This window comes from Comamonas thiooxydans, from assembly GCF_000964545.1.
GTDB classification, from domain to species: Bacteria; Pseudomonadota; Gammaproteobacteria; order Burkholderiales; family Burkholderiaceae_C; genus Comamonas; species Comamonas thiooxydans.
In genome coordinates this window covers 196,123-215,531 of the sequence record NZ_BBVD01000005.1, presented here as the reverse complement: position 1 = coordinate 215,531, position 19,409 = coordinate 196,123, and the positions used below count along the sequence as shown (strand labels likewise).

Below are 19,409 nucleotides of genomic sequence, written 5' to 3'. Positions count from 1 at the left end.
GAGGTCAGTCAAGGTGTGACAGCTGCGGGAGCCGTGTGATCTGCATGGCCTGCGGCCTGGTGCATTTCATGACCGGGCATCATGTTGGTGTTCATGTGGAACATGACCCAAAGCGTGCCGGAGATCGCAATCGCCAGGAAGATCACCGTGAAGATGGTGGACAGCATGGTCCAGCCGCCCTGGATCTTGCCGTTCATGTGCAGGAAGTACACCATGTGCACGACCACCTGGATTACTGCGAACAGGCCCAGCACGGCCACGGCCGTGGTGCGGTCGGTGATGACGTTGTTCATGACCAGGTAGAAGGGGATGGCGGTCAGGATGACGGCCAGGATGAAGCCCTTTACATAGTCACCCATGGTGACGTGCAGGTCGTCGTGATCGTGGTGATCGTCATGACCGGCGTGGATATCGTGTGCGCTCATTTACAGCACCCCCATCAGATACACAAAGGTGAACACACCGATCCAGACCACGTCCAAGAAGTGCCAGAACATGGACAGGCAGTTGATACGGCGCACGTTCTCATTGATCAGGCCGTGCTTCTTGATCTGGATCATCAGGGTGATCAGCCAGACCAGACCGAAGGTCACGTGGATACCGTGCGTGCCCACCAGTGTGAAGAAGGACGACAGGAAGGCGCTGCTCTGAGGCGTTGCACCTTGATGGATCAGGTGGTGGAACTCATAGAGTTCCACGGCCAGGAAGGCTGCGCCCAGCAGGCCGGTGACGGCCAGCCACAGCAGAGTGCCGTTCACGTTCTTCTTCTGCTTTTGCAGCATGGCAAAGCCGAAGGTGATGGACGACATCAGCAGGAAGGCCGTGTTGACGGCCACCAGCGACAGATCGAACAGATCCTTGCCCGAGGGGCCGCCTGCATAGCTGCGGCCCAGCACGCCATAGGTGGCGAACAGTGCGGCAAAGATCAGGCAGTCGCTCATCAGGTAGAGCCAGAAGCCCAGCGAGGTGCCGTTTTCCGGATGGGGCTCATGCGCGAGGTGGTACTCGCGAGTAGCCAGGGCGGCTGCGCCGCCAGCGTTGATATGTGTATTAGACATGGGCTGCTGCAAGCTGCTTGGTACGTGCTTCTTCCGTTGTGGCCACTTCGGCCGCAGGGATGTAGTAGTCACGCTTGTAGTTGAAGGTATGAATGATCGAAGCCAGGATGGTTGCGACGAACGAAGCGATCGTCAGAGGCCACATGTGCCAGATCAGAGCAAAGCCCAGAACGGTGGACAGGCCGGCAATCACCACGCCGGCGCCGGTATTGGCGGGCATGTGGATGGGCTCGAAGCCGCTCAGCGGACGCTGATAGCCATGCTTCTTCATGTCGGTCCAGGCGTCGATGTCGTGCACCACGGGGGTGAAGGCGAAGTTGTACTGGGGAGGGGGCGAGGAAGTAGCCCACTCCAGGGTACGGCCTTCCCATGGGTCGCCGGTCACGTCACGCAGCTCGTCGCGCTTCCAGATGGACACGGCCAGCTGGATGAAGAAGCAGCCGATACCGGCAGCGATCAGGGCAGCACCGCAGGCAGCGATGATGAACCAGATCTGCAGCGAGGGATCGTCGAAGTGGTTGGCGCGGCGAGTCACGCCCATCAGACCCAGGATGTACAGGGGAGTGAAGGCAACCCAGAAGCCGACCAGCCAGAACCAGAACGAAGCCTTGCCCCAGAACTCATTGAGTCGGAAGCCGAAAGCCTTGGGGAACCAGTAGTTGATGCCGGCAAACACGGCAAACACCACGCCGCCGATGATCACGTTGTGGAAGTGAGCAATCAGGAATAGCGAGTTGTGCAGCACGAAGTCTGCGGGAGGCACGGCCAGCAGCACACCGGTCATGCCGCCGATGGCGAAGGTGACCATGAAGCCCACAGTCCACAGCATGGGCACCGAGAAGCGGATGCGGCCGCGGTACATGGTGAACAGCCAGTTGAAGATCTTCGCGCCCGTGGGGATGGAGATGATCATCGTGGTGATACCGAAGAAGGTATTCACGCTGGCACCCGAGCCCATGGTGAAGAAGTGGTGCAGCCACACCAGGTAGGACAGGATGGTGATACACACGGTGGCGTAAACCATCGAGGTGTAGCCGAACAGACGCTTGCGGCTGAACGTTGCCACGATTTCGGAGAACACGCCGAAGCAGGGCAGGATCAGGATGTAGACCTCGGGGTGACCCCAGATCCAGATCAGGTTCACGTACAGCATGGGGTTGCCGCCCAGCTCGTTCGTGAAGAAGTTGGTGCCGACGTAGCGGTCCAGCGACATCAGCACCAGGGCTGCGGTCAGCACGGGGAAGGATGCCACGATCAGGGCGTTGGTGCACAGGGCAGTCCAGGTGAAGACGGGCATCTTCATCAGGTTCATGCCGGGAGCGCGCATCTTGATGATGGTCACGATCAGGTTGATGCCTGACAAGGTCGTGCCCACACCGGCGACCTGCAGGCCCCAGATGTAGTAATCAAGACCCGTGCTGCCGCTCTGATGCCCCAGATTGGACAGAGCCAGCCAGCCGGAGGTGGAGAACTCGCCCAGGAACAGGGAGATCATCACCAGCACGGCGCCGCCGGTGGTCATCCAGAAGCTGAAGTTGTTCAGGAACGGGAAGGACACGTCACGTGCGCCGATCTGCAGAGGAACCAGGTAGTTCATCAGGCCGGTCACGAAGGGCATCGCCACGAAGAAGATCATGATCACGCCGTGGGCCGTGAAGATCTGGTCGTAGTGGTGAGGAGGCAGGTAGCCCATGTTGTCGCCGAAGGCCATGGACTGCTGCAGACGCATCATCACGGCATCGGCAAAGCCGCGCAGGAACATGACCAGACCGAGGATCATGTACATGATGCCGATCTTCTTGTGGTCAATGGAGGTGATCCAGTCGTTCCACAGCGGAGCCCAGAGGCGGAACTTGGTGATGCCGCCGACCACGACGAGGCCGCCAAGCACCACGGCAATAAAGGTCAAGAGCACGATGGGCTCATGCGTCATGGGAATCTGGTCCCATGTGATACGGCCCAACAGCCAGTGGGAGGCCGGGGTTGTTGTTTCAGACATGTTGAGTCTCTTTTGTCGTATTGGAGCGGCTGGGCGGTGAGCGCATCCGCACCGTGAACTACTTATTGCTGTGCGACAGCTCCGGAGGCGGCGACTTCGTCGAGCAGGGCGACAACGCGGTCAGCGTCTTTGGAAGTGCAGACATCCAGGGGCAGGGCCACGCTGGAGGTCTTGCTGTGGTGTGCAGGTGCCTTGCCGCCGGCGGCGTCGATGGCCATCATCTCGCTCATGCACATCTTGCCGTCTTCCACGCAGCGGTTGAGGACCTTGTGGTACAGGCCTTCGTCCACGCTGGCGAAGCGTTCAACGGGGTTGCGCTCGCTGGGCTTGGCCAGATCGATATAGGCATCGCGTGTCAGGGCCTTGCCTTCGGTCTTGGCCTTGGCAACCCACTGATCGAACTGCTCGTTTTCCAGGCCGTGGAACTTGAAGGTCATGCCGGCAAAACCAGCGCCGCTGTAGTGAGAGGACTTGCCGCCATAGACACCTGGCTTGTTGATCACGGCGTTCAGCTCGGTCTGCATGCCGGGCATGGTGTAGATCATGCCGGCCAGATCAGGAACGTAGAACGCGTTCATGGTGTGGGTGGAGGTCAGCTTGAAGTGAATGGGGCGATCCACTGGGGCAGCCACTTCGTTGACGGTGGCAATGCCTTGCTCAGGGTAGAAGAACAGCCATTTCCAGTCCAGAGACACGACCTGGATCTCCAGAGGCTTGACGTTGGGGTCCAGAGCCTTGGTGGCGGAGATGCGGTCCAGGGGACGATAAGGGTCGAGCTTGTGGGTGCTGATCCAGGTAATGGCGCCCAAAGCGATGATGATGAGCAGGGGAACCGTCCAGATCACCAGTTCCAGCGCAGTGGAGTGGTGCCATTCGGGGTCGTACTTGGCTTCGGTGTTGGACTGGCGGTATTTCCAGGCAAACAGCAGCGTCAAAAAGATGACGGGGACGATGATGAGCAACATCAGCAAAGTGGCCGTAATGACCAGATCGCCTTGCTGCTTGGCGACATCGCCAGCTGGGTTGAGGACGACGGCCTTGCTGCAACCTGCGAGGGTTGCGGTCAAAGCGGCCGCTGAGAGCCACGCGGGCCCACGGATTTCCTTGATTTTTAACATGCTTTGGGCGTGACAAAGTCGCGCTTAGGTGTAAACGCGGATTACTGGATCTCGGCAAATGTAATACCAAACAGTGGCTTGTCCATTGGACATTTTGTCCAAGGTCAACAGCTCGGGATTGGAAATGCGCTATGCGACAAGGGTTTAGCGGCTTTGGCGCGTGGACAAACTTTGAGCTGACAGGGCTTGAAATTGTCAAATCAGCCCTCAGAAACGGGGCCTGCACGGGGCTGGGCTGACAGTGTTCAGGGCAAAAACTCTATTGCAGCTGCACATGCTTGGGCGTAGAACGGAAAGCGTCCCCGGGACTGAAAAGTAAGACAAGGAGTTGTACCTTTATGACAAGCATGAACCCGTCCGTTGGTCTTACTCAGCAAGACTATGAGAACTCGGAAACCCTGGCCTATGCGCATACCGACGAGGATGTGACCCCCGGCGAGATTGCCGTGGGGGTGATCATCGGGCGCTCTTCCGAGTACTTTGACTTCTTCGTGTTCGGCATCGCCTGCGTGCTGGTGTTTCCCTCGCTGCTGTTTCCCTATTTATCCAAGCTCGATGGCACGCTGGCCGCGTTTGCCATCTTCTCGTTGGCCTTTGTGGCCCGCCCCGTGGGCACGGCGCTGTCCATGGCCGTGCAGCGGGTCTGGGGGCGTGCCACCAAGCTGACTCTGGCGCTGCTTCTGCTGGGCGTGTGCACGGTGGGCATGACCTTCCTGCCCAGCTATGAGACAGCGGGCATGAAGGCCGTCTGGGCGCTGGTGATCCTGCGCATCGGCCAGGGCCTGGCGCTCGGGGGCTCCTGGGACGGCTTGCCTTCGCTGCTGGCCATGTCCGCGCCGCCGAACAAGCGCGGCTGGTATTCGATGATCGGTCAGCTCGGGGCGCCGCTGGGTTTCATCATTGCGGCGGCGCTGTTTGCCTATCTGTACTCCAGCCTGACGGCCGACGAGTTCATGAGCTATGGCTGGCGCTACCCCTTCTGCGTGGCCTTCGCCATCAACGTGGTGGCGCTGTTTGCGCGCCTGCGTCTGGTCGTGGGCCAGTCCTATACCCAGCTTCTGCAGGAGCGTGAGCTGGAGCCCATCAGCGTGACCAGTCTCATGGCCAACGAAGGCCGCAATGTGATGATCGGCGCCTTCGCTGCACTGGCCAGCTTTGCGCTGTTCCATCTGGTGACCGTGTTCCCGCTGTCGTGGATTTCCATGTACTCCGACCAGTCCATGACCGAAGTGCTGGTGGTGCAGATCATCGGTGCACTGCTGGCAGGCGCGGCCATCATGCTGTCGGGCTGGCTGGCGGACCGAGTGGGGCGTCGCAACACCCTGGGCACCATGGCCTGCCTGATCGGCATCTTCAGCTTTCTCGCGCCCTGGTTGCTGGGCAGCGGCAGCACCGGCAACAATGTGTTCATCCTGGTGGGCTTTGTGCTGCTGGGCCTGTCCTACGGCCAGGCATCGGGCACGGTGACATCCAACTTCTCGTCGCGCTACCGTTACACCGGTGCGGCCCTGTCCACGGACATGGCCTGGCTCATCGGTGCGGCGTTTGCGCCCCTGGTGGCCCTGGGTGTGTCGGCAAAGTTCGGACTGGTGGCGCTGGGTATCTATCTGCTGTCGGGCGCCTTGTGCACGCTGGCGGCCCTGGGCATCAACCGTGCCATCGAGGCGCGCGACCAATAAGAAGTTAGTGAACTTCCCTGCAAAACGCCCGGTGCTTGCATCGGGCGTTTTTCTTGATGCCAGGGGACATGAAAAAGCCGCCTGCAAGAGGCGGCTTTTTATCGACTGAAAGACGGATCAGTCCAGTGCCAGACCGGCCTTCTTGATGACATCACCGAAACGCTTGCTCTCGGAGGCCATGAAGGCCTTGAACTCGGCAGGCGTGGGATTGAAGGATTCGTAGCCGAAGGCTGCGAACTTGTCCTTGACGTCCTGGCCTGTCAGGGCCTGACGCACATCGGTGCGGATCTTTTCGATCACGGCGGGGGGTGTGCCGGGACGCACAGCCAGGGCATTCCAGCCGATGGCAGTGAAGTCCTTGGGGCCGCCCGATTCGGACACCGTGGGCACGTTCTCGAAGCCGGCAATGCGGCTGGGAGCTGCCACGGCCAGGAAGCGCAGCTTGCCGCCACGCACCAGAGGGCCTGCAGTGCCCAGGGAGCCCAGGGCAAAAGTCAGCTCGCCATTGGCAACGCCCTGGTACAGCTGGCTGGTTTCCTTGTAGATCACATGCTCCATCTTGGTGCCGGTCTGGTTTTCCAGCAGGGCCGAGCCCAGGTGAACAGGGTTGCCCACGGACCAGGAGCCGTAGTTCAGCTTGCCGGGGTGCGCCTTGGCGTCGGCAATCAGGTCGCCGATGGTCTTGTAGGGGCTGTTGACGGGCACGCAGACAAAGAAGAAGTTGCGGAACAAGGGCATCAGGATTTCGAAGTCCTTGTTCAGGTCGTAGGGCAGCTTCTTGAACAGGTGGGGGTAGGCGGCGATATGGACGTTGTCCAGCTGGATCATGTCCGTGCCGTCGGTTGCGCCGCGCTTGAATTCGCTGATGGCGATGAAGCCGTTGCCGCCGGGACGATTTTCCACCACCACGGGCTGACCCCAGGCGCGGCCCAGCTTGTCGGCCACCAGGCGCGACAGGCCATCGGGGCCACCGCCTACGGGGAAGGGGTTGATGATGCGCGAGGACTTGGTGGGCCACTTGTCGCCCTGGGCGAAAGAGGGGGCTGCCACGGCTGCGGCAATGGCGCCGAGTGCGAATGCAGCTTGGCGACGGCTCATATTGAGCTTATGGGTCATTTTGTCTCCCTGGAAGGATGTCGATGATGAATTGCGTGTGGACCACGCATTGTTGATATCGTCGGCTGTTATTTTTAGATATTCAGGCCCAGTTGATTACATTGTGTCACTTGGGTCATAAACACCTAGGTCTAGCTGAGGCTAGCAGCTATAGCAAAATAGCATAGCTTGTTTTGAAAGGTGTGAGCATGAATCTGCAGCAGATAGAGACCTTTGTTCGGGTGGCCGAAGTGGGGAGCTTCAGCAAGGCTGCTGTACTGCTGGACACTGCCCAGCCGGCGCTCAGCCGTCAGGTACGGGCCCTGGAAACCGAGTTGCGCGAGACCCTGCTGATACGCACCGGGCGCGGCGTGACGCTGACCGATGCGGGGCGCCGCCTGCTCGAGCATGGCCATGCCATCATGCAGCGCGTGGCCATGGCCAAGGAGGATCTGGGCAGTCAGCGCGACGAGCCCGTGGGGCGTATCACGGTCGGCTTGCCGCCGAGCCTGGCGCGGCGCCTGACCCTGCCCCTGATCGACGGCTTCAGTCGCGAAATGCCCAAGGCCAGGCTGGCGGTGGTCGAAGGTTTTTCGATGAATATCTCGGAGTGGCTGACTTCGGGGCGCATGGATCTGGGCCTGGTCTACACGCCGGAGCCGCACCCGCAGATCGAGGTCTCGCCCGTGCTCGAAGAGCGCCTGTGCCTGATCGGCCCGGCCAGCACGCTGGCAGGGCGCACCAGCATTCCGTTCGAGCATCTGGCCGAGTTCCCGTTGATCATGCCCCAGCACGGGCAGATTTTCCGCAAGCTGATGGAGGCCCAGGCCACGCTGTCCCAGGTCAAGCTCAATGTGGTCTGGGAGGTTTCCAGCGTGCCTGCCATTCTGGATCTGGTGCGCGGCGGCTATGGCTATGCGGCGCTGACCGATAGCGCCATGCACAGTCATGCCACGGATGCTGCGCTGGTGGAAGTGCCTATCAAGTCGCCGCATATCGTCAGCACATTGTGCCTGGTGCAGCCCGCCAAAAAGAAGTCCACGCCGCTGATGCGCCGCACGGCCGAGTTGCTGCGCCGCCTCAGCATGCAGGTGTGCTCGGTGGAGAGCGGTCATATCTGAACGACTGGCCTGCTCCGGGGTATGGCCGCTGCTGGTTCATGCTCCTGTTAGGGGAGCTGGTTGCGCTTGTTGAATATGGATTTCAACCTTATTTTTATCTGAAATCAATGAAGGGCAAGCGCAATAAGCTTTGATATTAATAGCGTCAAAGCTGGGGGCGCAAGGTTCTCGCGGCCTCCTGCAGCAGCGGCAGTATTTCCTGCTGCATGGTTTGCGGGCTCATGCGTTTGGCCGATGTCACCACATTCATAGCTGCCACGGTGCGTCCGCGCATATTGCGCAGCGGCACGGCCACGGCCTGAATGGCCAGTTCATGCTCCTCAAGCGCCATGCAGTAGTCGAGGCGGCGCACCTCGTCGAGCAAGGTCTTCAGCGCAGCACCGTCGGAGACCGTGTGCGCCGTCAGCTTGGGTAGGTCATAGGCGGCCAGCCAGTCGTCAAGCTCCGAGCTTGAGAGCGAGGCCAGCAGCACCCGGCCGGTGGACGTGGCATGCGCCGGCAGGCGTGTGCCCAGATGCAGTCCGTGGGCCATCAGCCGTTCGCCCTTCTCATGAACGGCGCTGCGAGCGACGATGACGACTTCGCGGCCCTCGCGCACCACGCAGGAGTAGGACAGTCCGGTCTGCGCTGCCAGTCTGTGCAGCACGGGTTGCACGATGCGCGGCAGCCGGGCCGAGGCCAGATAGCTGCCCGACAGGCGCAGCACCTTGGGAGCCAGCCAGAAATAGCTGCCATCGGACTCCAGGTAGCCGAGATAGGCCAGCGTGAGCAGATGGCGCCTGGCTGCGGCGCGCGTGATGCCGGCGCGCTCGGCGGCCATGGTGGCGTTCAGGCGCTGGCGCTCGGTGTCGAAGCTTTCCAGTACGGCCAGGCCCTTGGCCAGGCCGGCAATGAAGTCTGCCGGGGCGATGGAGGGTGAGCCATGGTCATTCATGGAGGGTTCCGCATTTCTTGTTTTGCGCGATCATCGTTCTCATTGTGCGATTATCGCGCAAACATCGATTCTCTCCTTTGTCTTGATGCAGCACAAAACTTAGTCTTGCTGCACAGCCCAATCGGCGTCGTCACGCGCGCCGATCGACAGGTTTTTGAGCCATAACAAGGAGTCATATTCATGCGTACACAAGTCGCCATCATCGGTGCCGGTCCCTCGGGTCTGCTGCTGGGGCAGTTGCTCTACAAGGCGGGCATCGACAACATCATCATCGAGCAGCGCAGCGCCGACTATGTGCTGGGCCGCATCCGCGCCGGCGTGCTGGAGCAGGTGACGGTGGATCTGCTCAAGCAGGCGGGTGCCGACAAGCGCATGAATGAGGAAGGTCTGCCTCATGACGGCATCGAGCTGCTGTTCAAGGGCAAGCGCCACCGCATCAATCTGCATGACCTGACCGGCGGCAAGCGCGTGATGGTCTATGGTCAGACCGAGGTGACCCGCGATCTGATGGAAGTGCGCGCCCAGGAGGGTCTGACCACGGTCTACGAGGCCAGCCATGTGCAGCCCGTGGACTTCGAGAGCGACAAGCCCAAGGTGCGTTACGAAAAAGACGGCCAGGTGCACGAGATCGAGTGCGACTTCATCGCCGGCTGCGACGGCTTTCACGGCATCTGCCGAGCCAGCGCTCCTCAGGACAAGATCAAGACCTTCGAGAAGGTCTATCCCTTCGGCTGGCTGGGCCTGCTCTCGGATACGCCGCCCGTGTCGCACGAGCTGATCTATGCCAACACCGAGCGCGGCTTTGCCCTGTGCAGCCAGCGCAGCGCCACGCGCAGCCGCTACTATCTGCAGGTGCCGCTGACCGACAAGGTCGAGGACTGGAGCGACGAAGCGTTCTGGGAAGAGCTCAAGAAGCGCCTGGACCCCGAAGCCCGCGCCAATCTGGTGACCGGCCCATCGCTGGAAAAAAGCATTGCACCGCTGCGTAGCTTTGTGACCGAGCCCATGCGCTTCGGCCGCATGTTCCTGGCCGGCGATGCCGCGCACATCGTGCCCCCCACCGGCGCCAAGGGCCTGAACCTGGCAGCTTCCGACGTGGGTTATCTGTCGCAAGCCTTTGTCGAGTACTACAAGGAGCAGTCCGAGGCCGGCATCGACCGCTACTCCGAGCAGTGCCTGCGCCGTGTCTGGAAGGCCGAGCGCTTCTCCTGGTGGATGACTTCCATGCTGCACAACTTCCCCGGCGAGGGCGAGTTCAACACGAAGGTGCAGGAAGCCGAGCTGGACTACATCGTCCACTCCGAAGCCGGCGCGACCTCGCTGGCCGAGAACTATGTGGGTCTGCCTCTGGTTTAAGCCCGAGACTGCCTGGCTTTCATCACCCTGGTGATGAAGGCCCGGTGCCTTGCGTTCTGCCTGCATTGCTGTGTGCGATGCAGGCATTTTTTCATCCATGCAATTTGGTTGATGCTGCCTTGCGTAAATTTTGATGCCAAGGCACAAGCCAGCAGGGCCTGCGAGGAGTAAGCTTGCCGACCTTATGGCGCACATCATGTTTTCCCCTCCCTATATTGCCGCTGCCGAGGCAGCCCAGTCCTTGCGCACGCGCGGCTATGCCGTGCTGCAGCCCGAGGACTTCGCCCAGTGGATGGGCCTGAGTGTGGGCGATCTGCACGCCATGGATGCGGACTGGCAGGGTCTGCCGCCCGATGCCTTCCTCAAGGATGGAGGCCGCTATCGCCGCCGCCGCCATTCCTGCTTTGTCAGCGAAGGCGATCAGGTGCAGCAGGTGCCTCATCGCGCCCACTGGCAGCCCGTGGAATACAACGCGCTGCATGGCGGCATGCAGCGCATGTTCGAGCCCATGCAGGACAGCACCACCACCAGCGCGGCCTGGCTGGCGATGATCAATGCCCTGGGCCAACTGGCCGATCAGGTGTTCTGCACCGACGAGCTGTATGAGCGCTGGTTTGTCGAGGCGCACCAGTTCCGCATCGACACCACGGACGGTATCGGCCGGCCCACGCCCGAAGGTGCGCACCGCGACGGCGTCGACCTGGTTGCCGTACTGCTGGTGGGGCGCAAGGGCGTCAAAGGGGGCGAGACCCGCGTCTTCGAGGCGAGCGGTCCCAACGGCCAGCGCTTCACGCTGACCGAGCCCTGGTCGGTGATGCTGCTCGACGATGCGCGCATGATTCATGAGACCACGCCGATTCAACCCGTCGAGCACGGCGGCGTGCGCGACACCCTGGTGCTGACCTATCGCCGCGGCAACTTCCAGGGGGCCGAGCTCCAGGAGCAGCAGGGTCAGGCTGCTTGATTGATCCGGACGGCTTTGTTCGGAAAATTTGAGCAAAACTGTAACGTGCTCAATACGTCAAAGTGACGTCATCAACACTGCATGATGCAGGCTTGTCGCGGCGAAGCTTTCGCCTCTTCGAGTCTTCCCTGCATCCAACAAGCCAGATCAGCTGGCCAACACCACGCCTTGCAGAGCGTGGTTTTTTATATGAATCGTTTTTACGCCCTTAGTATTTCAGCGCTGACCGCTCTTGTCACAGTAGCGGCCTGCAAGCCTTCGCAAGACCGTCCGGCGCAGGCGGCCTACACCAAAGAGCCCACGATCTACTTTCGCAATGGCCTTGAGATTACCCTCGGCGATGCCTCGGTACCGATTCACGGCGTGGAGGAGTGCCCTTACGGTCTGGCCGCGCCGGCCGGGGCCGTGGTCGAGCTCAATGATGCCAAGTGCATTCGACTCTCGGACGATACCAAGCAGATCGTCGTGATGTTGGACATGCCGGGCGGCATCGTCCGGGAGGAATGGACCGTGCGCCGCGATGCGCCCAGCAAGCCCCATGAGCCAGCCTTCAAGAATGTATCCCTGCTGCGCCCAGACGGCACTCGCATCACGATCACCGACAAGTCCGACACTCTGCTGGACAAATGCTACGAATACCAGACGGCCCATGTCTGTATCTGAATCAGACCTCAGTCAGCGTGAACTTCAGGGTTGATTCATGTCAACACGCTGAGGCATGATGAAGGCAGACTCAACGCTATATCAAGAGCGGCATCTGCCCCGGGCCTCTGGCTTGAGGCCCGTGTCGCCTGCAACCTGAAAGGAGAAACATATGTCCATGTTCAATCACATTCTGGTTCCGGTCGACGGCTCCAAGCCCTCCATGCTGGCGGCACACAAGGCCGCAGAGCTTTCCAAGGTCTTCGGCAGCGCCGTGACGGCGGTGTATGTGGTCGATCCCTATCCTTTCACCGGCGTGGGCGCCGACTTTGCCTACGGCCAGTCACAGTATCTGAGCGCGGCCACCGCCGAAGCCAACACCGCCCTGGATGCGGTCAAGGCCATCATGGATGAGGCAGGCGTGCCCGTGAAGACGCTGGTGGGCGAGGGCCATGCGGTGCATGAAGGCATTGTGCGCACCATGGAAAGCGTGGGTGCCGATCTCGTCGTCATGGGCTCGCAGGGGCGACGCGGCCTTGAGAAGCTGATGCTGGGCAGCGTCACGCAGCGCGTGCTTGGCGCCGTGCGTGTGCCGGTGCTGGTCGTGCGCGAGTGAGCGCGAGGCGGCTGCCCACGAAGCAACGGCTCCTCAGGGAGCCGTTTTTCTTGTGAGCAAGGGTGCTCAGCGACTGAGCAGCCGGGCCAGCCAGCCTTTTTTCTTGCGCTGCAATTCCAGCTCCTGCAGCACTTCCGCCTTGAGTCGTTCTTTTTCTGCCGTGTGTCCGCTCTCTTTGGACATCATGCGCAGATAGACCTTGGCCGAGTCCACATAGCCATGGTCTTCGTTACGGATGTGGTTGAACAGCCAGCGCGAGAGCATGCCATGCAGTTCGGCGGCCACATCCTCACCCGCATCGAAGCGGGTCTGCATCTCGATCACGCGGCGCGTGAACAGCTCGTGCACTTTTTTGTGCGGCCCTGCGAACATATAGCCGGCGCTCTCGATCAGGCTTTCCTCGAAGACGAAGTGCGAGACGGTGTAGTCGATCATCTCGCCGATGACATCGCCCAGCCCTTCGCGATCTGGCGAGCTGCGCAACTCGTAAAGCCGGTTGATGTAATCGACGATGCGGCGGTGCTGCCGGTCGATCTCCGCAATCCCGGTGTCCAGTTCGGGGACCCAGACCAGCAATGCCATGATGTTCTCCAGAAATTCAAGGGTTTCCGGAGAAGTATTCACGAGCCTGTCATATGCCGCATTGATTCAGATCAGGTCTATCCGCGCCAGGCAGGGCGGCGCGAATCCTGCGCGCCGCGTCGGGATGTCACTCGATCTTGGCGCCCGAGGATTCGACGACCTGTTTGGACTGCTTGAAGTCGGCCTGGAACATCTTGTCGAAGCTGGCTGCGCTCATGGACTGGGGCTCGGCGCCCTGGGTCAGAATGGCCTCGCGCACCTCGGGCATGGCCAGCAGCTTGTTCACTTCGACATTGACCTTGGTCACGATGGCTGCGGGTGTGCCCTTGGGCATGAACAGGCCGTACCAGGTACTTACATCAAAGCCCTTGAGACCGGACTCGGCCAGTGTTGGGGTGTCTGGCAGCGAGGACGAGCGCTTTGCCGAGGTCACGGCGATGGCGCGCAGCTTGCCGGCCTTGATCTGGGCTATGGCCGAAGGGACGGAGGACACCAGCAGATCCACATTGCCGGCCAGTGCATCCATCATCGCGGGGTTGGAGCCTTTGTAGGGCACGTGAGTCAGATGAATGTCTGAGGCCTTTTCCAGCATCACGCCGGCCAGATGGATGCTGGTGCCGTTGCCTGGCGAGCCGTAGGTGATCTTGGACGGATTCTTCTTGGCTGCAGCCACCACGTCGGCCAGCGTCTTGTACGGCGAGTTGGCGGCCGTGGCGATCACGATGGGGGTGTAGGCCACATGAGCCACGGGGGTCAGATCCTTGCTGGGGTTCCAGGGCAGGTTCTTGTAGAGGTAGGGGCCAAGGACCACATTGTCCTTCTGGCCCATCACCATGTCATAGCCCGTGGGCGCCGCCTTGACCGCTTCGGTGATACCGATGGTACCGCCTGCACCCGCACGGTTGTCGGGCACCACGGTCCATTTGCTGACTTCGGTGAGCTTGTTGGCAATCACGCGCGAGAGGATGTCGGTGCCGCCGCCAGGTGGGAACGGCACGATCATGCGCACGGGCTTGTTGGGGTAGTCGGCTGCGGGGTCTTGTGCAGCGGCTGAAAAGCTCAGGCCCGCGCTTGCGATCACGGCTGTGCTGATGAGAATTTGGCGAATCATGAAAAAGAAGCTCCAGAGACGAACGGGGGAGCGCTGGCCCGCAAACAAGGGCGGCGCAGTCGCTGCTGGTGCCTGAGCCTTGAGCCCGGCAGCCAGAGTCACGGAAGGTGGGCTTTTCGATGATCGGGGACGGTGGTTCCGCCATCAATGGGTATTTGTCTTTACCGGGGAGCGCGAGCCATGCCGTACGGACATGATCGCCATCCGCACGCGCTGCACGACAGGGTTGCTGCCGTTGCTAGCACGGAGGCAGCGTACCGATCGGGTGTCGCTGTCTATGTGGCCCACGGGTGCGGATTGTGGATCTGCGCACAGCCACGGAGGCTGCTGCAGACCAGTAGAAACATTCTGCCACGCATGAAAGACTTGCCAGGGCTTGGTTCGAGAATAGGCCGCGTCTGTTCCCAGATTTTTTGCTTGGTCCGGTAGTTCACGGCAACAAGAGCTGCAGGTGCCTTTGGCCATTGGTTTGGATAAGGCGGTTGCAGCCATGTGTTGGAGTCCAGCCGCTCTGAGTGCTATCTCAAGCCTGGCGTACGTCGGCAACCACCTGGTCGCCGAAGTCCGGTCGTGCCAGCCAGGCCAGCACGCGGGCTGCGGCGTCATCGGCCGAGGTCAGCTGCCCGTTGCTGTGCAGACCAGCAAAACGGCCCACGTCAGGGAAGTCGGTTGAAGCTGCGCTGCGCAGTTGTACCTGCATATCGGTGTCGATGACGCCTGGCGCCAGAGACACAATGCGTGCGCCGTTGGGCTTGGCCGCCTCTTCCAGCGCCACGCAGCTGCTGAACTGGTCCATGCCGGCCTTGGCCGTGCAATAGCTGGCTTGCGAGGCCATCGCGCGGCGGCCCAGGCCCGAGGAGATATTGAGCACCTTGCGGGGAATCAGCCAGCTTTCGGTTGCACCGAGAAAGGCTCCGGTCAGGGCCATGGGAGCCTCAAGACCCACGCGCAGGGCATTGATCATGTCGGCTGAAGGCACCTGGGACAGCGGCGCAATCTGCGGGATGACGCCTGCATTGTTGATCAGGGTGATGCTGGCCCATTCACGAGGATCTATCGTGCCCAGCCAGGTCGCCAGGCGCTGCGCTGCAGCAGCGCTTTGTGCCAGGTCCTGCTCCCATTGCAATAGCTGTGCAGGCTTGCTGGCGCTGGAGGCAAGGGCGGCGCTGGTCTTGCGGGCAATGCTCAGCAACTGATGGCCTTGCTGCAGCAGCTGCTGTCCCATGGACAGGCCCATGCCGCGAGAGCCACCGGTCAGAATCGTTAAATGCTTTGTCATGCGAAGCATCTTACGGTTGATTGAAGACAGAAAAGAGCAAGCCCCGCAAGACTTGCGTCCGGCGGGGCCTGGCAATGACCTCAGATGAGGTCAGCGAGCTGTCAATGACCCAGATAGGCCTTGCGCACCTCGTCATTGCTCAGCAGGTTGACACCGCTGTCCTCCAGCACCACCTTGCCGGTTTCCAGCACATAGCCTCGGTCGGCAATCTGCAAGGCGCGGTTGGCATTCTGCTCGACCAGGAACACCGTCACACCCGCTGCGCGGATGGTCTGAATGATCTCGAAGATCTGCGCAATGATGAGCGGCGCCAGGCCCAGTGTGGGTTCGTCCAGCAACAGCAGGCGCGGCTTGCTCATCAGTGCGCGGCCTATGGCCAGCATCTGCTGCTCGCCGCCCGACATGGTGCCCGAGCGTTGCGCTGCGCGCTCCTTCAAACGAGGAAAGAGCTTGAACACATGCTCGACGCCGTCGGCGATCTCGGCCTTGCTCAGGAAAAAGCCGCCCATCTGCAGGTTCTCGGTCACCGTCAGGTCCTTGAAGACACGACGGCCTTCGGGCGAGACGGCAATGCCGCGGCGCATGATGTGATGGGTTGACATCTGGGTGATGTCCTCGCCCTCGAACAGAATGCGCCCGCCGCTGGCACGAGGGTTGCCGCAGACCGTCATCAGAAGCGATGTCTTGCCAGCACCATTGCTGCCGATGAGGGTGACGATCTCGCCCTGATCGACATGCAGGCTGACATGATTGACCGCGCAGATCGCGCCGTAATGGGTGGAGACCTGCTCCAGTTGCAACATATGCTGGCTCATCAGGCCTCTCCCAGATAGGCCTTGATGACCCGTTCATCATTGCGAATCGCCTCGGGCAGGCCCATGGCGATGGGCTTGCCGTATTCCATGACCAGAATGCGCTCGGACACTCCCATGACCAGGCCCATATCGTGCTCGATCAGCAGCACGGCCACGCCGTACTGTTTGCGCAGATCGTCGATCAGATGCTGCAGGTCTTTCTTCTCCTGCGGGTTCAGGCCGGCGGCGGGCTCGTCCAGCATCAGCACGCGAGGCTTGGTGATCATGCAGCGCGCAATCTCCAGCCGGCGCTGGTGACCATAGGCCAGATTGCCGGCCTCGCGGTTGGCAAACTGCCGCAGGCCCATCACGTCCAGCCATTGGAGCGCGTTGTCGATCTTTTCCTGTTCGGCACGGCGATAGCCTGGCGTGTTGAACAGGCCGCCGAGCAGCGTGGCGCGCGACTGGCGGTGCTGTGCGACCAGCAGGTTTTCCAGCGCCGTCATGCTCTTGAACAGGCGCACGTTCTGGAATGTGCGCACCACACCGTGGTTGGCGACCTGGTGGCTGCTGTGGCCTGCAATGCTCTGGCCGTCCAGAACGACCGAGCCGCCCGAGGGCTGGTAGAAACCGCTGATGCAGTTGAATACCGTGGTCTTGCCCGCGCCGTTGGGGCCGATGATGGCAAACACTTCCTGAGGGCGTACGTTAAAGCCCACGTTGTCCACGGCCAGCAGGCCGCCGAAGCGCATGCACAGGTCTTTGACTTCCAGCAAATACTCGCTCATGCGTTTGCCCTGCCTGTGGTTGTAGTTATTGAAATAATAGCGTTCAGGTGCAGCTTCATGACTTCACCTCCACTTGGTGTCGCTTCATGGGCAGCAGGCCCTGGGGACGCCAGACCATCATCAAAATCATGACCAGACCGAAGATCAGCATGCGGTATTCGGAGAACTCGCGTGCCAGCTCGGGCAGTACGGTGAGGATGATGGCAGCCACGATCACGCCCAGCTGAGAGCCCATGCCACCCAGCACCACAATGGCCAGAATCAGGGCCGACTCGATGAAGGTGAAGGACTCGGGATTGACGATGCCCTGGCGAGCGGCGAAGAAGGCGCCGCCAAAACCCGCGAACATGGCGCCCAGCGTGAAGGCCGAGAGCTTGATCTTCATGGGGTTGAGGCCCAGCGAACGGCAGGCGATTTCATCCTCGCGCAGCGCTTCCCAGGCGCGGCCTATGGGCATGCGGATCAGGCGGTTGCTGATGAACAGCGTCACCATGGCCAGCAGCAGGGCCATCAGATAGACGAAGATCACCATGTGCATGGAGTTGAACTCCAGACCGAAGAACTGATGAAAGGTCGTGCCGTCCTCGGTCAGGGGCGAGCGGGTCATGGGCAGGCCCAGCACCGTAGGCTTGGGAATGCTGGAGATGCCGTCGGGACCGCCCGTGAAGCTGGTCAGATTGGTCAGCAGCAGGCGGATGATCTCACCGAAACCCAGCGTCACGATGGCCAGATAGTCGCCGCGCAGGCGCAGCACGGGAAAGCCCAGCACGAAGCCGAACAGAGCCGAGGCTGCGCCAGCCAGCGGCAGCGCTTCCCAGAACGTCCAGCCAGCCCAGTGGAACAGCAGCGCATAGGTGTAGGCGCCCACGGCATAGAAGCCCACAAAGCCCAGGTCCAGCAGGCCGGCAAAGCCGACCACCACATTCAGACCCAGGCCCAGCATGACGTAAATCATGGCCAGAGTCGCGATGTCGACGGCATTGCGGCCCGCGAAGAATGGCCAGGAGGCGGCCATCATCAGCACCACAAAGATGACGACGTTGCGTGTGCCCGACTTCATCTGCGGGACTGCCGGCAGATTGACCTTGGGCAGCTTGCCAGCGAGCAGGGGCTTGAGCATCTGCACGACGAAGATGGCAAGGCAGGCCCAGCCGGTCATGCTCCAGTCGGGGGTGATGATGGTGCGCACGCCGGCGCGCTCCAGGTGCAGGCTGAAGATGGGGGTGACGACGATGGCCGTCATCACGGTGGCGATCAGCGCATCGCGCAAAGCGGCGGAAAAGCTGTACTTCATCAGACTTTCTCCACTTCAGGTTTGCCCAGCAGGCCCGAGGGGCGGAACATCAATATGGTCACCAGCAGGCCGAAAGCCACGATGTCCTTGTATTCCGACGAGATGTAGGCGGCTGCAAAGGTCTCGGCTACGCCCAGGATCACACCGCCCAGCATGGCGCCGGGGATGGAGCCTATGCCGCCCAGCACGGCGGCCGTGAAGGCCTTGATGCCGGCGAGGAAGCCGATGAAGGGGTTGAGCTTGCCCACAGCCAGCGCAATCAGCACGCCGCCCACGGCGGCCAGCACGGCACCCAGCACAAAGGTGAAGGAGATGACCTTGTTGGTATCTATGCCCAGCAGATTGGCCATGTGCATATCCTGAGCGCAGGCGCGCGAGGCACGGCCCATGCGCGAATGCTTGATGTACATGGTCAGTGCAATCATCAGCACCACGGTCACCGCGATGATGAGCACGCGGGTATAGGGGATGAAGACTTCGAAATTGCCCATGTGGAAATTGATGGCGCCCGGCAGCAGCGAAGGCACAGCCATATCGCGCGCGCCCTGGCCCAGAGCCACCCAGTTCTGCAGGAATATGGACATGCCGATGGCCGAGATCAGCGCGACCAGACGCGGGCTCTGGCGCACGGGCTTGTAGGCCACCTGTTCAACGACCAGGCCGTAGACGCCGGTTACGAATACGGCCACCACGAGCATCAGGCCGATGATGGCCCATATGGGCAGACCGCTTTGCGTGCCAATCGCCGAAAGCGTCACGAGGCCTATATAGGCCCCGATCATGTAGATGTCACCGTGTGCGAAATTGATCATGCCGATGATGCCGTAGACCATGGTGTAGCCAATGGCGATCAGGGCGTAAATGGCTCCGAGTGAGAGCCCGTTGAATAGCTGTTGTATCAGCTGGGGGAGAAAGTCTGACATGTAACGCCACCCTTGAAACAGGAAAAGGCCCGAGGGCCAGATAACAAACATCCGGA

General features: G+C 61.1%; 19 protein-coding genes. 6 read left to right on the top strand and 13 right to left on the bottom strand.

Annotated features, from left to right (window positions below; genetic code table 11):
- Window positions 1-8: 8 nt before the first annotated feature.
- The 4 genes from cyoD to cyoA form a co-directional block, all read right to left on the bottom strand.
- The gene (gene cyoD / locus Cth01_RS08535; RefSeq protein ID WP_045838948.1) at window positions 9-425 is read right to left on the bottom strand and encodes a cytochrome o ubiquinol oxidase subunit IV; all 417 of its coding nucleotides are present in this window, start codon (window positions 423-425) and stop codon (window positions 9-11) included.
- The gene (cyoC, locus tag Cth01_RS08530; RefSeq protein WP_003055501.1) at window positions 426-1,058 is read right to left on the bottom strand and encodes a cytochrome o ubiquinol oxidase subunit III; all 633 of its coding nucleotides are present in this window, start codon (window positions 1,056-1,058) and stop codon (window positions 426-428) included.
- On the bottom strand, window positions 1,051-3,057 hold the full coding sequence (gene cyoB, locus Cth01_RS08525) for a cytochrome o ubiquinol oxidase subunit I (protein ID WP_003055500.1): 2,007 nt from the start codon (window positions 3,055-3,057) through the stop codon (window positions 1,051-1,053). Before cyoB ends, cyoC begins: the two co-directional genes overlap by 8 nt.
- A gap of 62 nt (window positions 3,058-3,119) precedes the next feature.
- The gene (gene cyoA / locus Cth01_RS08520) at window positions 3,120-4,175 is read right to left on the bottom strand and encodes a ubiquinol oxidase subunit II (RefSeq protein WP_045838947.1); all 1,056 of its coding nucleotides are present in this window, start codon (window positions 4,173-4,175) and stop codon (window positions 3,120-3,122) included.
- A gap of 338 nt (window positions 4,176-4,513) precedes the next feature.
- Between cyoA and Cth01_RS08515 the strand changes: the two genes are divergently transcribed.
- Complete coding sequence (locus tag Cth01_RS08515; RefSeq protein ID WP_034352375.1) at window positions 4,514-5,854, top strand: MFS transporter; 1,341 nt, start codon at window positions 4,514-4,516, stop codon at window positions 5,852-5,854.
- A 117-nt stretch (window positions 5,855-5,971) separates the two neighbouring features.
- Here the strand turns inward: Cth01_RS08515 and Cth01_RS08510 are convergent, their stop codons facing one another.
- The gene (locus Cth01_RS08510; protein ID WP_034352378.1) at window positions 5,972-6,970 is read right to left on the bottom strand and encodes a Bug family tripartite tricarboxylate transporter substrate binding protein; all 999 of its coding nucleotides are present in this window, start codon (window positions 6,968-6,970) and stop codon (window positions 5,972-5,974) included.
- A gap of 188 nt (window positions 6,971-7,158) precedes the next feature.
- Here Cth01_RS08510 and Cth01_RS08505 point away from each other — a divergent pair, with 188 nt between their 5' ends.
- Window positions 7,159-8,070 (top strand): LysR family transcriptional regulator, encoded by a 912-nt coding sequence (locus Cth01_RS08505; protein WP_034352381.1) that lies wholly within the window; start codon window positions 7,159-7,161, stop codon window positions 8,068-8,070.
- A gap of 145 nt (window positions 8,071-8,215) precedes the next feature.
- Here Cth01_RS08505 and Cth01_RS08500 read toward each other — a convergent pair whose 3' ends face one another.
- On the bottom strand, window positions 8,216-9,004 hold the full coding sequence (locus Cth01_RS08500) for an IclR family transcriptional regulator domain-containing protein (protein WP_045838946.1): 789 nt from the start codon (window positions 9,002-9,004) through the stop codon (window positions 8,216-8,218).
- A gap of 180 nt (window positions 9,005-9,184) precedes the next feature.
- Between Cth01_RS08500 and pobA the strand changes: the two genes are divergently transcribed.
- The 4 genes from pobA (at window position 9,185) to Cth01_RS08480 (ending at window position 12,582) form a co-directional block, all read left to right on the top strand.
- The gene (gene pobA, locus Cth01_RS08495) at window positions 9,185-10,360 is read left to right on the top strand and encodes a 4-hydroxybenzoate 3-monooxygenase (protein WP_045838945.1); all 1,176 of its coding nucleotides are present in this window, start codon (window positions 9,185-9,187) and stop codon (window positions 10,358-10,360) included.
- 184 nt (window positions 10,361-10,544) lie between these two features.
- On the top strand, window positions 10,545-11,324 hold the full coding sequence (locus tag Cth01_RS08490) for a 2OG-Fe dioxygenase family protein (RefSeq protein WP_045838944.1): 780 nt from the start codon (window positions 10,545-10,547) through the stop codon (window positions 11,322-11,324).
- A 189-nt stretch (window positions 11,325-11,513) separates the two neighbouring features.
- The gene (locus Cth01_RS08485; protein ID WP_045838943.1) at window positions 11,514-11,987 is read left to right on the top strand and encodes a hypothetical protein; all 474 of its coding nucleotides are present in this window, start codon (window positions 11,514-11,516) and stop codon (window positions 11,985-11,987) included.
- A 157-nt stretch (window positions 11,988-12,144) separates the two neighbouring features.
- Complete coding sequence (locus tag Cth01_RS08480) at window positions 12,145-12,582, top strand: universal stress protein (RefSeq protein ID WP_034352575.1); 438 nt, start codon at window positions 12,145-12,147, stop codon at window positions 12,580-12,582.
- A gap of 66 nt (window positions 12,583-12,648) precedes the next feature.
- Here Cth01_RS08480 and Cth01_RS08475 read toward each other — a convergent pair whose 3' ends face one another.
- The 7 genes from Cth01_RS08475 to livH all read right to left on the bottom strand — a co-directional run bounded on the left by Cth01_RS08475 (window position 12,649) and on the right by livH (window position 19,353).
- Window positions 12,649-13,206, bottom strand: a complete 558-nt coding sequence (locus Cth01_RS08475; RefSeq protein ID WP_224650880.1) for a bacteriohemerythrin — start codon at window positions 13,204-13,206, stop codon at window positions 12,649-12,651.
- 85 nt (window positions 13,207-13,291) lie between these two features.
- Entirely contained in the window at window positions 13,292-14,275 is a 984-nt protein-coding gene (locus Cth01_RS08470; protein ID WP_034352578.1) for a Bug family tripartite tricarboxylate transporter substrate binding protein, read from the bottom strand.
- A gap of 523 nt (window positions 14,276-14,798) precedes the next feature.
- A complete protein-coding gene (locus Cth01_RS08465) occupies window positions 14,799-15,563 on the bottom strand; it encodes an SDR family NAD(P)-dependent oxidoreductase (RefSeq protein ID WP_082085646.1) in 765 nt (254 codons plus the stop codon).
- A 92-nt stretch (window positions 15,564-15,655) separates the two neighbouring features.
- Window positions 15,656-16,369: an ABC transporter ATP-binding protein gene (locus tag Cth01_RS08460; RefSeq protein WP_034395239.1), complete on the bottom strand. Its 714-nt coding sequence runs from the start codon at window positions 16,367-16,369 to the stop codon at window positions 15,656-15,658.
- Window positions 16,369-17,136 carry a high-affinity branched-chain amino acid ABC transporter ATP-binding protein LivG gene (livG, locus tag Cth01_RS08455; RefSeq protein WP_003079486.1) on the bottom strand — a complete coding sequence of 256 codons (768 nt, stop codon included), beginning with the start codon at window positions 17,134-17,136 and terminating at the stop codon, window positions 16,369-16,371. Before livG ends, Cth01_RS08460 begins: the two co-directional genes overlap by 1 nt.
- A 55-nt stretch (window positions 17,137-17,191) precedes the next feature.
- Window positions 17,192-18,430 carry a high-affinity branched-chain amino acid ABC transporter permease LivM gene (locus Cth01_RS08450; RefSeq protein WP_003079484.1) on the bottom strand — a complete coding sequence of 413 codons (1,239 nt, stop codon included), beginning with the start codon at window positions 18,428-18,430 and terminating at the stop codon, window positions 17,192-17,194.
- A complete protein-coding gene (gene livH, locus Cth01_RS08445) occupies window positions 18,430-19,353 on the bottom strand; it encodes a high-affinity branched-chain amino acid ABC transporter permease LivH (RefSeq protein ID WP_004340658.1) in 924 nt (307 codons plus the stop codon). Before livH ends, Cth01_RS08450 begins: the two co-directional genes overlap by 1 nt.
- Between the last annotated feature and the right edge of the window lie 56 nt (window positions 19,354-19,409).